Annotated in this window: 14 protein-coding genes; 11 read left to right on the top strand and 3 right to left on the bottom strand. The window is 59.5% G+C overall.

The annotated features are described in order from the left end of the window. The 9 genes from JWR14_RS24810 to JWR14_RS24770 all read left to right on the top strand — a co-directional run. A partial coding sequence (locus JWR14_RS24810; protein ID WP_299713490.1) for an MFS transporter occupies positions 1–684 on the top strand: 684 nt, incomplete at its 5' end. Next, positions 681–1,658: a LysR substrate-binding domain-containing protein gene (locus tag JWR14_RS24805; RefSeq protein WP_299713487.1), complete on the top strand. Its 978-nt coding sequence runs from the start codon at positions 681–683 to the stop codon at positions 1,656–1,658. The genes JWR14_RS24810 and JWR14_RS24805, both read left to right, overlap by 4 nt. 136 nt (positions 1,659–1,794) lie before the next feature. Beyond that, positions 1,795–2,823, top strand: a complete 1,029-nt coding sequence (locus JWR14_RS24800) for a 2-dehydropantoate 2-reductase (protein ID WP_299713484.1) — start codon at positions 1,795–1,797, stop codon at positions 2,821–2,823. Between the two features lie 114 nt (positions 2,824–2,937). Continuing rightward, entirely contained in the window at positions 2,938–3,159 is a 222-nt protein-coding gene (locus tag JWR14_RS24795; RefSeq protein ID WP_165104241.1) for a hypothetical protein, read from the top strand. Beyond that, a complete protein-coding gene (locus JWR14_RS24790; RefSeq protein WP_299713474.1) occupies positions 3,149–3,904 on the top strand; it encodes a GntR family transcriptional regulator in 756 nt (251 codons plus the stop codon). The genes JWR14_RS24795 and JWR14_RS24790 overlap by 11 nt, the downstream gene beginning before the upstream one ends. 735 nt (positions 3,905–4,639) lie before the next feature. Further along, complete coding sequence (gene frc / locus JWR14_RS24785) at positions 4,640–5,887, top strand: formyl-CoA transferase (protein ID WP_299713472.1); 1,248 nt, start codon at positions 4,640–4,642, stop codon at positions 5,885–5,887. A 98-nt stretch (positions 5,888–5,985) separates the two neighbouring features. Next, positions 5,986–6,768, top strand: a complete 783-nt coding sequence (locus tag JWR14_RS24780; RefSeq protein ID WP_299713469.1) for a fumarylacetoacetate hydrolase family protein — start codon at positions 5,986–5,988, stop codon at positions 6,766–6,768. A 13-nt stretch (positions 6,769–6,781) separates the two neighbouring features. Then, entirely contained in the window at positions 6,782–7,501 is a 720-nt protein-coding gene (locus JWR14_RS24775; RefSeq protein ID WP_299713466.1) for a hypothetical protein, read from the top strand. Positions 7,502–7,740: 239 nt separating this feature from the next. Further along, positions 7,741–8,985: a YbfB/YjiJ family MFS transporter gene (locus JWR14_RS24770; RefSeq protein ID WP_299713463.1), complete on the top strand. Its 1,245-nt coding sequence runs from the start codon at positions 7,741–7,743 to the stop codon at positions 8,983–8,985. A 181-nt stretch (positions 8,986–9,166) separates the two neighbouring features. Here the strand turns inward: JWR14_RS24770 and JWR14_RS24765 are convergent, their stop codons facing one another. From JWR14_RS24765 to JWR14_RS24755, 3 genes are all read right to left on the bottom strand, one after another. After that, positions 9,167–9,514, bottom strand: a complete 348-nt coding sequence (locus tag JWR14_RS24765; RefSeq protein WP_299713460.1) for a DUF4148 domain-containing protein — start codon at positions 9,512–9,514, stop codon at positions 9,167–9,169. Positions 9,515–9,799: 285 nt separating this feature from the next. Beyond that, complete coding sequence (locus JWR14_RS24760; protein WP_299713457.1) at positions 9,800–10,579, bottom strand: carbon-nitrogen hydrolase family protein; 780 nt, start codon at positions 10,577–10,579, stop codon at positions 9,800–9,802. 29 nt (positions 10,580–10,608) lie between these two features. Next, positions 10,609–11,508, bottom strand: coding sequence for a LysR family transcriptional regulator (locus JWR14_RS24755; RefSeq protein WP_299713454.1), 900 nt, complete (start codon positions 11,506–11,508; stop codon positions 10,609–10,611). A gap of 124 nt (positions 11,509–11,632) precedes the next feature. Between JWR14_RS24755 and JWR14_RS24750 the strand changes: the two genes are divergently transcribed. Together JWR14_RS24750 and maeA are read left to right on the top strand one after the other, a co-directional pair. Next, a complete protein-coding gene (locus JWR14_RS24750) occupies positions 11,633–12,805 on the top strand; it encodes a mandelate racemase/muconate lactonizing enzyme family protein (RefSeq protein ID WP_299713451.1) in 1,173 nt (390 codons plus the stop codon). A 118-nt stretch (positions 12,806–12,923) separates the two neighbouring features. After that, positions 12,924–14,028, top strand: a 1,105-nt coding sequence (gene maeA / locus JWR14_RS24745; RefSeq protein ID WP_299713448.1) for an oxaloacetate-decarboxylating malate dehydrogenase, incomplete at its 3' end; no start/stop codon positions are given.

The following is a 14,028-nucleotide window of genomic DNA, read 5'->3' as shown; positions in this document are numbered from 1 at the left end:
ATGGTGCGCTCGCCGCTCTTCTGGGTGCTGTACATGATGTTCGTGTTCGTGGCGGCAGGCGGTGTGATTGCCACCGCGCAACTCGGTCCGATCGCGAAGGAATACGGTTTTGCCAAGATGCCGGTCAACCTGCTTGGCGTGACGTTGCCGCTCCTGACCATGGCGCTGTCGATCGACAACCTGTGCAACGGTTTCACGCGTCCGCTCTGCGGCTGGATCTCCGACAAGATCGGCCGTGAGAACACCATGTTCTTCATCTTTATCGGCGAAGGCGTGGCGTTGCTCGGTCTCATGGAGTTTGGCCACAATCCGTATCTCTTCATGTTCTTCGCAGCCGTGACGTTCCTGTGCTGGGGTGAAATTTTCTCGATCTTCCCGGCCACCTGCGCGGATACCTTCGGCAGCAAATACGCCGCCGCCAACGCCGGTACGCTTTACACGGCGAAGGGCACGGCTTCCATGCTGGTACCCCTTGCCTCGGTGCTGTCGGCCATTGGCTCATGGGACGCGGTGTTCATCGTGACAGCGACCGTTTCGATCGCTGCTGGCTTGTGCGCGAAGTTCGTGCTCGCGCCGATGAGAAAGCGCTGGATCGATAACACGGTTGTGGAGTCAAGCCGGCTGGATGCCGCCAGGTTTCAGACAGCCTGGACAGAAGCCCCGCGCAACTCGTCGGCACAATGACCCGTAGCCAGACTGATGCCGTACAAGGATTGAAGGCGTCGGGCGTGTCGCTGCAGCAGTTACGCCTGTTCGTGATTCTTGCGCAACATCGGAGTTTCACCCAGGCGGGCAACGCGCTCGGCGTCACGCAGTCGGCGGCGAGCCGCAGCATCAGGGAACTGGAAGACCTGCTCGAACTGAGGTTGTTCGACCGCACGACGCGGCAGGTCGCCCTCACCGATACCGGCCGCGCACTGCTTCCGCGCATTGCGTTACTGGTTGATGAACTCGAAGTGGCGCTGCGTTTCGGGCAGCAGGTTTCCACGGCAGAAAATGGCGTGGTGTCGATTGCGAGCAGTTCCAACCTGGTCGCTTCGGTGCTCCCGGCGCTGCTCTCATCGTGCCGGGCGAGCTACCCCAATATAGCGCTGACGTTGCATGATGCGCCGCAGGGCAGGGTGCTCGAACTCGTGCGCGCCGGCGATGCCGACATGGGCGTGCTGACCGGTCCGCTGGACATTAGCGATCCTGACGATCTCTTCGATTTATCGACGGCAACGCTATTCTCTGATCCGGTCTGCGCGATCGTGCCGGCACGTCATACGTTGGCGTCCCATGCCACGGTGCGATGGCGCGACCTGAGCGGCGCGAGTCTGTTCCTTCTGGACGACGGCGCCGGCAGCTTCGATGTCATCGCGCGTGCGCTCGATGAACACGGCGCGTCGAACGTCAGGCTTCAGCGCTTGACCCAGGCCGCAAGCGTCGAGCACATGGTCGCGGCGGGACTCGGAATTGGCATCCAGCCGATGCACGCAGGGGCAGCTTCGGCGCAAGCGCTGGTTCAAGCAGTGCCGCTGTGGCCGTCGGTGACGCGAACCGTTGCACTCGTGAAGCGGAAGAACCGTACGTTGCCGGTGCAGGCAGCGCGTATCTGGACGCATGTCGTTTCGTCCTATGATGAGGAACATAAGCCGCTGCAAACCGCACACGCCTGACCCGAAATCCACGGAATATTCGAAGCGCGGCTCCTTGAAAAAGAGTCGCGCTTTTTTCTTGCGCTTTCGCGGCAGTTATCCAATACTGAATCTAATATGTTGTATATCAGAAGATGGAACGGTCCAGGAGACGACAATGAAAATTTGCATTTACGGTGCCGGTGCGATCGGCGGTTACATGGGGGCGCAACTTGCCCGAGCGGGAGCGGACGTCAGTTTTGTCGCACGGGGGCCGCATCTGGCTGCCATGCAGGCAAACGGCGTGCGTTTGCAGATTGATGGTGAGGAGCACACCGTCAAGGTGCGCTGCACGAACAATCCCGCGGAGCTCGGGCCGCAGGATTACGTGGTGATTGCGCTCAAGGCGCATTCGGTTCCGGGCGTGGTCGACTTGATGCAACCGCTGCTGGGACCGGATACCGCGGTGGTCACGGCGGTGAATGGCCTGCCGTACTGGTATTTCCATGAGCACGGCGGCGCGCTGGCCGGCACCACGCTGGAAAGCGTCGATCCGGGCGGCCGGCAATGGCAGGTGCTTGGACCGGAACGGGCGATCGGCTGCGTGCTGATTCCCGCCGCCGAAATTGCGGAACCCGGCGTGATCCGTCATGTGTATGGCAAGAAATTTCCTATCGGCGAGCCGAGCGGGTTGGTGACGCCGCGCCTGCAGGCGTTCCACGACATCATGAGCGCCGCCGACATGGAAGCGCCGATGCGCGACAACATCCGCGACGAGATCTGGCTGAAGCTGTGGGGCAACCTGTGTTTCAACCCCATCAGCGCGCTGACGGGCGCCACACTCGACGTCCTCACCAGTGATCCGGCCGTACGCAAGCTGTCACGCCAGATGATGGAGGAGGCGCAGGGCATCGCGGAACAACTCGGGGTGCATTTCCGTGTCGATGTGGAAAAGCGCATCAACGGCGCGGCCGCGGTCGGGGCTCACAAGACCTCGATGCTGATGGATTGCGAAGCGCGCCGGCCCATGGAGATCGATCCGATTGTGACGGTCGTGCAGGAAATCGGCCGGAAGCTTGCCGTTGACACACCGATGATCGACGCCGTTCTCGCGCTGATCAAGCTGCGCGAAGGCGTCAACCAGGGAACGGCCAAGCCGGGTATCAAAACGATTGAATCCTTCACACGTTCGCAAAAAGCCGCTTAAACTGCGAACACAGAAGGGTCGTTGTTTCTGATATATCACATACGAAATATGTTGCGTTGCGCTGCGACGCAACATATACTGAAGGCTCTTGGAGTAAACCACTAGGAGCCGGAAATGAGCATCGCTTTATTAGTCGTAATGGGAATTGCCTTGGTAGCGGGCGGTGTGGGTGTGACGTTTGCACTGGCATCGGCGGTGCCGCAAGACGTGTTGCAGCGCGCGCAGGACAACGGTCGGTACGCTGGGCTGACGGCGGATGACCAGGGCGGCGGCACGGGTACACGGGCGACGACGGGCGTGCGGAACCTGGGACATCAAACCATCAATGCCATCTGATACTGAAGTTGCTGCAACACCGGCTGGTCTTCTTGAGCCGCGTGCGGAAGGTAAGCCTGTTGGCGTGACGCTTTCGCTGGCGCCGATCAACGCGACGGTATCGTTGCGCGATCAGGCGTATGCACGACTGCGCCAGGCTATTTCCGAGGCGGATATTTATCGCTCGCGGGAAGAGATCAGGCTGGATGAGAAGGATTTGACCGAGGCGCTGGGCGTGAGTCGCACACCGATTCGCGAAGCCATGACGTTGCTCGAGCAGGAAGGGTTTCTGCGAACGGTGCCGCGGCGTGGGATTTATATCGTGCGTAAGACCAAGCACGAGATTGTCGAGATGATCAATATGTGGGCCGCGCTGGAAAGCATGGCGGCGAGGCTCGCGACGCAGCGTGCGACGGACGCAGAGATTGCAACGTTACGGCATATGTTTGACCATTTTCAGAATCAGGCGCCGGCCGAGCATATCGAAGAGTATTCGGAAGCGAATATCGCTTTCCATCAGGCGATTGTGCAGTTGAGCAAGTCGCAGATCATCTTCGATACGATCAAGAATATTTTCGTGCACGTGCGCGCGATCCGGAAGATGACGATTTCGCAAAGCGATCGCGCGGCGCGGTCGATTGAAGACCATATGCGGATTATCGAGGCGCTTGAGGCGCGGGATACCGAATTGGTCGAGAGGCTGGTGCGCCAGCATTCGCTGGATCTGGCGGCGTTTGTTGAGGCGAATTGCGATTTTCTGGATTGAGCGGGTGGGTTTCGTTCGCACTGGATTTGGGCGCGGTGGGGGGCGAGGTGATGGCCGCTGACTTGGTTCTTCCCTGTTCGGGGCGTTGTTGAACCTCTCCTTCTCCGCACACCGATACCCACACGCTTCACCACCAGTGACTGAACTCGCCAGGGGCTACCCGCGCTGCCGGCGAAGAATTTCGCACTGGATAATCCGCATCGCCTCGTTCAGTTTACTTAGGATACCTAGCAACTCAATGCGTTGAGTCAAACATTCGTTCTGTTATTAGTCGTTCCAAGGCTGACCCGACGAAATGATAAGCAGTGTGGGTCGAAGCGACTCCGTCTGACGCTTCAATCTACAAATAACGCCATGGTCTTTTGGCACAAAGCTTAATCCCGTCACACCAGGCCCGCCTGCCTCCCAATTTCGCGCACTGCAGCAGAAAACTAACAAAATCCGCCATTACGCTGGCATCTTCAGTCTACTGCGCCGCACAATCGTACTGGTTTGAAGCAAAAACGCTTGACTAATACTGTGTATGGAATATTGTATATCACAGAGACAGCGCTGATTCGCGGCGGCATGAGGGGCCTCCCCATCTACTGAAGCGGGGAAAAACAGCCCATCATGTTCAGAGCAAATCCGAACAGAACAGAATCCGCAACACTAAAACCCGGTACCGCCCGCAGGGCACGACCGAAGCGCATCACAAGTACCACGATAAAACCTGCTAAAGGTTAGGAGACAGGCATGAGCAAAGCCCTCGACGGGGTGCGTATCCTCGATTTCACGCACGTTCAATCGGGCCCGACCTGCACGCAATTGCTTGCATGGTTCGGCGCCGATGTCATCAAGGTCGAGCGCGCCGGCGCAGGCGACATCACGCGCGAACAACTGCGCGATATTCCCGACGCCGACAGTCTTTACTTCACCATGCTCAACCACAACAAACGTTCGATCACCATCGATACGAAAAACCCGGACGGCAAGAAGGTCCTCGAGTCGCTCGTTAAAACGTGCGACGTGCTAGTCGAGAATTTCGCCCCCGGCGCGCTCGACCGCATGGGCTTCACGTGGGAACGCATTCAGGAACTGAACCCGAGGATGATCGTGGCGTCCGTGAAAGGCTTCGGTCCCGGCCCCTACGAAGACTGCAAGGTCTACGAGAACGTCGCGCAGTGCGCAGGCGGTGCGGCATCGACAACAGGTTTCGACGACGGCCCGCCGGTCGTCAGCGGCGCGCAAATCGGCGACTCAGGCACGGGCCTGCATCTCGCGCTCGGCATTGTCACGGCGCTCTATCAACGCAACGCCACCGGCCGCGGCCAGAAAGTCCTCGCCGCCATGCAGGACGGCGTGCTCAACCTCTGCCGCGTGAAGCTGCGCGACCAGCAACGGCTTGAACGCACCGGCACGATGAAGGAATATCCGCAGTACCCGAACGGCACGTTCGGCGAGGCCGTGCCGCGCGCCGGCAACGCATCGGGCGGCGGCCAGCCGGGCTGGATCCTGAAGTGCAAGGGCTGGGAAACCGATCCGAACGCGTACATCTACTTCATCACGCAAGCGCCGGTCTGGGGCGAAATCTGCAAGGTGATCGGCAAGGAAGAATGGATCGACCATCCCGACTTCCGCACGCCTGCCGCACGCCTTCCGCACCTCAAGGGCATCTTCGCCGAGATCGAACAGTGGACGATGACAAAGACCAAGTTCGAAGCCATGGAGATCCTGAACCAGCACGATATTCCGTGCGGCCCGATCCTCTCAATGAAGGAAATTGCGGAAGATCCGTCGCTGCGCAAAACTGGCACGATCGTCGAAGTGGATCACCCTGTGCGCGGCAAATACCTCACCGTAGGCAACCCGATCAAGCTCTCCGATAGCCCCACCGACGTCGTGCGCTCACCTCTCCTGGGCGAGCATACGGACGAAGTGATGGCGGAGCTTGGGTATTCGCCCGATCAGGTCGCGACGCTGCGAAGCCTCGGGGCGATCTAGGTTCGTGCGGTAGCACGGGCAGGTAACGCTAGGTATCGCCGCTAGTTTTGGCTGCCGTTCTTCAAAGACGGCAGCACCACTTCTTCAGGGCTTTCAACGTGGCTAACTGGATTCGTTTTTCCCGCGCCGATGGCGTGGTGGGCTTTGGCACGCTGTCGGAAGATGGCAGACGTGTGATGCAGTACGAGGGTTCTCCCTTCGACATCGACAGTACGAAGCCGACAGGCAAGGAATTGGGCATAGACGAGCTCACGCTGCTGGCGCCGTGTCAGCCGGGCAAGATCGTTGCGCTCTGGAACAACTTCTATGCGCTGTCGAAGAAGCTCGATAAAGCGCCGCCCAAACATCCTCTGTTCCTGATCAAACCTGCACGGACCGTGATCGGTACCCAAGAGGCGATACGTCGCCCTGTCAGCTACGAAGGCAAGATCGCTTACGAAGGCGAGCTCGGCATTGTCATCGGCCGGCGTTGCTCGTCGGTATCGGTGGAAGAAGCTGAGGCCGCGATCTTCGGCTACACGTGCGTCAACGACGTTACGGCCGGCGAACTCCTGCAGGAAGATCCGAACTTTCCGCAATGGTGCCGCGCCAAAGGATTCGATACATTCGGGTGCCTCGGACCCACGATCGCCACCGGATTCGACTGGCGTGCGGCGCGCGTGATCACCACGCTCGATGGCGTCGAGCGGCAAAATTATCCGATCGACGACATGATCTTCACGCCCGCCGAACAGGTCAGCCTGATCTCGCACGACATGACGCTTGAACCGGGGGATGTGATTGCTTGTGGCACGTCGCTCGGGATCGGCTCGATCAAGGATGGCGCTGAGGTATGTGTCTCGATCGAAGGGATCGGGACCCTGGTTAATCGCTTGCTCTGATGCGGAGACATCAATGCTCGACGGTGCGTTGTGTGCGTTTGCAGTGATGGCGTCGATGCAGAATTTGAAGGCGCCGGGCGGTGTTTCGCCCACGCGGCGGCAGGCATTACGCGATGCAACCGGCGTGGGGGCGGCGGTGATCGTGGCTTACGGTATGGCGACGGGCTTCGACTCAACGCTCGTGGCGCTGGCTATCGCCGCGTTCGCCATGCTGATGCCGCGCTTGGGCAGGACCACGCCCGCGTCGCTGCAAAGTGCGCTGGCGCTGGCCGCGCTTGCGTCGGCGTCAGCAGATCGTGCGCTTGGTTTCGATCCGGGCGCTTCTATCGAGTGGACGGCGCTCGGCGGCATCGTGGCGATTGCATTGGCGTTCGTACTGAGCCGCGTGCGTTTCAGTGTATCGAATACAAAGCTGACGAGCACGATGCACTTTTCCTGCGCCGCGTTGTGCACGGTGATTGCCTATACGGCGGGGTTTGAAGGCGGTGCGGTGGCGGTGGTGATCATCGGCGCAATGATCGCGTTGATCGGCGCTTACCTTGCAATGGCAATGGCCGATCACGCGTATCCGGTTTTTATCGCTGCGTTGAATGGGTATGCCGCGTGTTCGGTTGTCGCGGCCGGCGTCGGGTTGGCAAACGGCGCGCTGGTGGTGACCGGCGTGGCGCTCGTGTTGGGATGCGTGGCGACGTGTACGAATGTCAGGCCGTCGGGTGCGCCTAGCGAGAAGTAGGGCCGTGAATGTGCTACGGGGTGATTGGATAGCGTGCTTCGGCACGCTATCTGCGTTTTGAAGTCGAGTTTTAGTTAAGCAGAAGGGCGGACTCGGCATCAGGGCGTTGAGCAGGGCGAGGGAGTGTCGCCCTGAGGCTAAGGCGTTACCATAGCGACATGCCGCCAGACCATGGCCGCATCGAGTAACGCTAACGTCCCGAGTCTCTTGGCCGTCAGCCCACAAGCCGCCTTTAGCCGATGATCGATGACACACGCAGCACCGCGGCACAGGCAGCACCTGTTCACGCATCACGCTCTCGCCAGCACACGCTCGTTCTCGCCGCGGGTTTGTCATTCGGCAGCGCAATCGCGCTAGGCCTCACGCGTTTCTCCTATGCTCTCCTGCTGCCCGCCATGAAGGCCGATCTCGGCTGGAGCTTCGCGCAAGCCGGCGCGATGAACACCGCCAATGCGTTTGGTTATCTGCTTGGCGCGCTTGCATTTCCTTTTGTATCGCGTCGATGGCCGGTGGGCCTCTGTTTCATCGCGGGATGTGTCTTGACGGCCGCCTTGATGACCCTCGGCGGCCTGGTTTCCGATACCCATGCGTTGCTCGCTCAACGGGTCGTCACCGGCATCAGCAGTGCGTTGATCTTCGTCGGCGGCGGCGTGTTGGCAGCGCGTCTTGCAACGGCTCATCCACGCGATGCAGGCCTCGTGCTCGGACTCTATTACGGTGGTGCGGGCAGCGGGATAGTCGTCGCGGCGCTGCTGGTGCCCATGACCACGTTCAGCGGTCCGCATGGCTGGCAATGGGCGTGGTTCGCTTTGGCCGCGGCCTGCGCGTTGGCGTCCCTAGCCGCCATTGCCGCCGCGCGCAGGATCGAGCAAAGCGAACCTGCACCGGCTCTTTCTCCTGCACACGCGGCGTCAGCACAGCGTCCGGGCCCTTTGCCCTGGCGACGTGTCGGTTTCATGCTGGCCGGTTACGCGATGTTCGGCGTGGGTTATATCGGCTACATGACCTTTCTGATCGCGCTGCTTCGCGCGGCCGGCATGAGCGCGGCGGTCGTGACTGCGTTCTATGTGTTGCTCGGTCTGGCAACCATTGTCTCAGCCTGGCTCTGGTCGGGACTGCTCAACCGCATGAGCGGCGGGCAGGCATTGGCGGTCTTCAACGCGGTCCTCGCGTTGGCGACGTTGATGCCCGCGTTGTTCACGCAACCGGCGGTGGCATTCGTATCGGGTGCGTTATTCGGGGCGACGTTTTTATCGGCCGTGGCGTCGACTACGGCGTTCGTCCGGCACAATCTTCCGAGCACGCAATGGACTCGCGGAATCGGCGTATTTACGATCGTGTTCGCTGTGGGACAAATTGTCGGGCCGATAGTCATTGGCTGGATCTCGGATGGCGCGGGCCTGGCTCGTGGGCTCGTGTATTCATCGATCCTGCTTGCCGCAGGCGCGGTTCTCGCGATGTTGCAGAAGTCATTGCGTGTTTGACGGCGCTGCAAAGGCCATCTTTGGACCGTTGATGCGCGATTCAAACCTGGCGGGTGCTGAGCACAGCTTAGTTGATTACCGCGCATGAAAAAATCGCTCGGCGCCTTTAAGCAATGAGCGATTTTGGTTCCTGCGCTAAGGGATTACGCAGCGGCACGGTCAATCAAGCCTCAATCAAATCTTAGTGACCAAAGTAGATCGAGTGCTGGGCGTCGCCGGAAGCCGGTGCAACGAGAACGTGCAAACCTGAAGCTGATGTACCGCTGGTCGACGGGCCGTAGGCTTGCGCCGCTATTCCGTTCGATGCATCAACGCGTTGCTGCGCTTGTTGCAGTGATTGGGGATAGTAGTTGTCGTTGGTCGCCGGGCTGTAGCCTGCCTTCTCTAGCTGGGTCAGTTGGGCGCGGACTTCCGCACGCGTCACAGGCGCGTTGTTGTCCTGAGCAGACGCAATCATAGGAGCCGCCAGCGCAGAGGCAACAAGCAGGGCCGGCAGAACTAACTTGGGTAACTTGGCTGACTTCGTCATGATGGCACCTCCAGAATTTGTTTTCGATGTCGGAAGACGTAGAGACAAAGTGCCTGTGTCTGCATGCGCTTCTGATGAAAACAAGTCTAGGCCGCCTATTGTTGATTTTGAACGATAGTTTCGGCGAAAAATATTTGCCAATACCGCAACAATGAGTCCTTTTCCCTGAGGTGGTGCACAAGAGTTGACCTATTTCGGTAATAAATCGTCGAGCTCGACGGTCACCGAACGACTCAGCAATAAATGCTCGCCATGGTGCGTCTGTCGCATCCGGACCCGTCCGAATCAGGGCATCTCTTTCACGTAACACGGGTACTGCGTTTTCTGGGCGCGGGCTGCATCAAGGTCGATTGTGACAATGCGCATCGGCGTTGCTTCACTGGTTTCCTCAAGCAGGACACCCTGAGGCGACACCACGAATCCGACGCCTCCAAACTGTTGGCCGATCGCGCCCGGACCATGCCGGTTTGAACTGACGAACCATGCACCCGACACGATAGCCGCCATCGTGCCCGCCGTTTTCCATCGCAACAACGACGTTCCGGAAGCGCGCGGCGTCACGATGAGATCAGCGCCATCACGACCATACGCACGCGCACGGTCGTTGAAGAACAACTCGGTGCAGAGCAGAACGCCCACCCTGATCTGACCGACTTGCACGCAGTCGAATCCACCCGCGCCACGCACGTACCACGCTTCCTCGAAGAAACCTGGCTCCTGCGGGAAGTACTTTTTGTGATGGATCATGCGATACGTGTTCGATTCCAGCACGAACGCCTCGTTGGCGAGACGACCGTCGAATGCAACCGGACGCGATGAAATCACCGCTGCCGCGCCAAGGCTGCTCAACGCATCAAGGGCCTGCTCATGCAGTGCGATGCTACGTTGCGCGGCTTGTGCATCGAAGTTCGCATGCTCCGCGAGCCACGGGCCGAACGGCATTTCATTGGTGACGAGAATGTCGGGACGGGCACTTTCCACGGAGCGGTGAATGGTGTCCCATGCCGGTCCGGCCGGTTGCAATTCTTCGGGCCACTGTACATACGCAATGCGGGCAGTTGTCATGACAGAGCAGTCGATATCACCAAACAGGGTTACTGGGACGCGCGAAAGTGCTCGACCAGGAAGTCGATGAATGCACGCATACGCGCGGGTTGATTGCGGCGGCTTGGATAGTAGACAAATAAATCCGCCGGTGGCAGCAGGAAATCCGGCAGCACGACTTTCAGCCGGCCACTTTCCAGGTATTTCGCGAGGTCCCATTCTGAGCGGATCGAGATGCCGTGTCCATCGAGCGCCCATCCGAGCACGATGTCGCCGTCATTGCTCGAGAGGGCGCCATGTACTTTCACCGACACTGTCTCGCCGTCGCGCGTGAAGCGCCAGACGCCGTAGGCGTCGTCATTCTGCCGGTGAAGGATAGTCCGGTGACGCGCGAGTTCGCCAAGCGTGGCCGGGTTGCCGTGCCGCTGCAGATACGCCGGCGATGCGCACAGGTAGCGCCGGTTCGACATGATGCGGCGCGCATTGAGCCGCGTATCGGGTAGCACGCCGAAGCGGATGGCGAGATCGAAACCCTGCTCGACAATATCCACCGGCCGGTCCGTTACATCCAGTTGGACTTCGACTTGAGGATAACGCTGCACGAACGCGGAGACGAGCGGCGCGATGGTCGTGCGGCCGAAACCGAGCGAGGCATTCACGCGCAATATGCCGCGCGGTGCTTCGCGGCTGCGCGATACGGCGTCTTCCATCTCGCTCACGGCGGCAAGAATACGCGTAGCGTGCCGCAGATACGTGTCGCCCTCGTCAGTGAGACTCGCGCTGCGCGTGGTGCGGTTGACCAGCCTGACGCCCAGCCGCTGCTCCATCAGGGCAAGGCGCCGGGTAGCCGCCGGTGGCGTCAAATCAAGCGCACGCGCGGCAGCCGACAAGCTGCCGAGGCGCGCTAGCTGGACAAAAAACTCAAGATCGGAGGTGACGTCGTTCTTCACTTAAACTGAATAATCATATGTGTATCGTTGAAGTGTAACGCGACTGCACGCGCGTAAGCTTCGTTATCCGCTTAAGCGTTCCCAATCACATTGCGGCATTGCGCGGCACTCAGGAGACAGTCACATGAAAATCGTGGAAATCCGCGAGCAGACCATTCCGATCAGCTCATCCATTCGGAATGCGTATATCGACTTCAGCAAGATGACGCTTAGTCTGGTCGCTGTCATCACCGACGTCATTCGTGACGGCAAACCAGTTGTGGGCTACGGCTTCAATTCGAACGGACGCTATGGCCAAGGCAAGCTGATGCGCGAACGTTTTATTCCGCGCGTGCTGGAAGCCGAGCCGGATTCGCTGCTGGATACGTCGACCTCGGGTAACAACCTCGATCCGCACAAGATCTGGGCCACGATGTTCATGAACGAAAAACCGGGCGGACACGGCGAGCGCTCGGTGGCAATCGGCACGATCGACATGGCGGTATGGGATGCGGTCGCGAAGATTGAAGGCAAGCCGCTGTTCCAGTTGCTGGCGGACCGCTATGGCAACGGCACGCCGGATCGCGACATCTTCGTTTATGCAGCGGGCGGTTACTACTATCCCGGGCAGGATTTCGGCAAGCTGAAAGACGAGATGCGCAGCTATCTTGACCGCGGTTATACGGTGGTCAAGAAGAAGATAGGCGGCGGTTCGCTTGACGAAGACCTGCGCCGGATCGACGCGGTGCTATCTGTGCTGCAGGACGGTCAAAAGCTTGCCGTCGATGCAAACGGCCGCTTCGACCTGGACACCGCCGTTCAGTACGCAAAGGCCCTCTCGCAATACGACTTGTTCTGGTACGAAGAGCCGGGCGATCCGCTCGATTTCGAACTGCAGGCCACGCTAAGAAATTACTACGACAAACCAATGGCGACCGGCGAGAATTTGTTCTCGATGCAGGATGCGCGTAACCTGATCCGCTATGGCGGCATGCGAGCCGACCGCGATTATCTGCAATTCGATTGCGCGTTGAGCTATGGGCTGGTTGAATATCTGCGTACGCTGGACATGTTGCATCAGCACGGCTGGTCGCGTTCACGCTGCGTTCCGCACGGCGGCCACCAGATGTCATTGAACATTGCAGCGGGTCTCGGCCTGGGCGGCAACGAATCGTATCCGGATCTGTTCCAGCCATTCGGCGGCTTTCCGGACGGCGTGAAAGTGCACAATGGTTACGTGACCTTGCCAGAACTTCCCGGCATCGGCTTTGAAGGCAAGAGCGATTTGTATGTCCACATGCAGGCTTTGTCGTCGTAAGGCTTTGTTCTCTTCGTCGCGTGGCTTGGCTATTTTCTAGCGGTGGGTGGGGTGGCACGCGACGTATTCGTACGCTATTCGGCGCGGTCCGTACGCGCCGGTTGAAAGGAATATTGCAATGCAAAAACCTTGCGAGCTTACCGGCCGCGATATCCTTCGCGATCCCCGTCTTAACAAAGGCTCCGCCTTTACCGAAGCCGAGCGCCGCCAATACCATCTTGAGGGGCTGCTGCCGCCGGGCAGCAGTTCGCTGGAATTGCAGGTCGCGCGTACCCATACGGAGTTGGCCGCTCTCGACAACGACCTGCAAAAATATCTGCTGTTGTCCGATCTCCAGGCTCGCAACGAGACCTTGTTCTACGCCACGATCATGTCCGATCCGGCGACATTCATGCCGCTCGTGTACACACCGACAGTCGGCGAGGCGTGCCAGAAATTCAACCATATTTTTCGTGCGACGCGGGGCATGTATGTGCCCATTTCGGCGCGGGGAAGGGTGAAAGAGCTGCTGCAGAACTGGCCGGAGAAGGACGTCCGGTTTATCGTGGTGACGGATGGCGAACGCATTCTCGGACTTGGCGACCTGGGTGTCGGCGGGATGGGCATTCCTATCGGCAAGCTCTCGCTCTATACGGCCTGCGCAGGCGTGCCACCTCAGTACTGCTTGCCGGTGACGCTGGACGTGGGCACCAATAACCGCGACTTGCTCGATGATCCCCTGTATCTTGGCCTGCGTCAGGAACGTGTTCGCGGCGATGACTACCATGCGTTCGTGAATGAGTTCGTTGAAGCCGCGCTGGAGTTGCATCCGAAATGCTGCATCCAGTGGGAAGACTTCGCGAACTTCAATGCCGTGCCGCTGCTCGCGCGATACAAGGACAAGATCTGCACCTATAACGACGACATCCAGGGCACGGCTGCGGTCGCGCTGGCGGGAATTTTTGCCGCGCTTCATATCTCGAAGCAGAAGCTTGTCGACCAGCGGTTCCTGTTCCTGGGCGGTGGGTCGGCCGGGACCGGCATCGCCGAACTGATTAGCCAGGCGATGGTGCTGGAAGGTTTGACTATTGACGAAGCACGGGCGCGCAACGCGCTATTCGACGTGAACGGACTGATGGTGAAGTCGCGCCAGGACCTGGCTGATTTCCAGAAGCCTTTCGCGGTGGATCATGCGCCTGTGGACACGTTTGCCGATGCAGTGAAGGCGCTGAAACCGACCGGGA

The sequence above is a fragment of the Caballeronia sp. genome (assembly GCF_028292365.1).
Lineage (GTDB): Bacteria > Pseudomonadota > Gammaproteobacteria > Burkholderiales > Burkholderiaceae > Caballeronia.
This window is presented reverse-complemented; position numbering and strand designations above follow the sequence as displayed.

Excerpts from the sequence above, each read along its gene's own strand:
- JWR14_RS24765 (WP_299713460.1), bottom strand. The coding sequence starts at position 9,514 with ATGACGAAGTCAGCCAAGTTACCCAAGTTAGTTCTGCCGGCCCTGCTT.
- JWR14_RS24800 (WP_299713484.1), top strand. The coding sequence starts at position 1,795 with ATGAAAATTTGCATTTACGGTGCCGGTGCGATCGGCGGTTACATGGGG.
- JWR14_RS24790 (WP_299713474.1), top strand. The coding sequence starts at position 3,149 with ATGCCATCTGATACTGAAGTTGCTGCAACACCGGCTGGTCTTCTTGAG.
- JWR14_RS24750 (WP_299713451.1), top strand. The coding sequence starts at position 11,633 with ATGAAAATCGTGGAAATCCGCGAGCAGACCATTCCGATCAGCTCATCC.
- JWR14_RS24775 (WP_299713466.1), top strand. The coding sequence starts at position 6,782 with ATGCTCGACGGTGCGTTGTGTGCGTTTGCAGTGATGGCGTCGATGCAG.
- frc (WP_299713472.1), top strand. The coding sequence starts at position 4,640 with ATGAGCAAAGCCCTCGACGGGGTGCGTATCCTCGATTTCACGCACGTT.
- JWR14_RS24805 (WP_299713487.1), top strand. The coding sequence starts at position 681 with ATGACCCGTAGCCAGACTGATGCCGTACAAGGATTGAAGGCGTCGGGC.
- JWR14_RS24760 (WP_299713457.1), bottom strand. The coding sequence starts at position 10,579 with ATGACAACTGCCCGCATTGCGTATGTACAGTGGCCCGAAGAATTGCAA.
- JWR14_RS24770 (WP_299713463.1), top strand. The coding sequence starts at position 7,741 with ATGATCGATGACACACGCAGCACCGCGGCACAGGCAGCACCTGTTCAC.
- JWR14_RS24795 (WP_165104241.1), top strand. The coding sequence starts at position 2,938 with ATGAGCATCGCTTTATTAGTCGTAATGGGAATTGCCTTGGTAGCGGGC.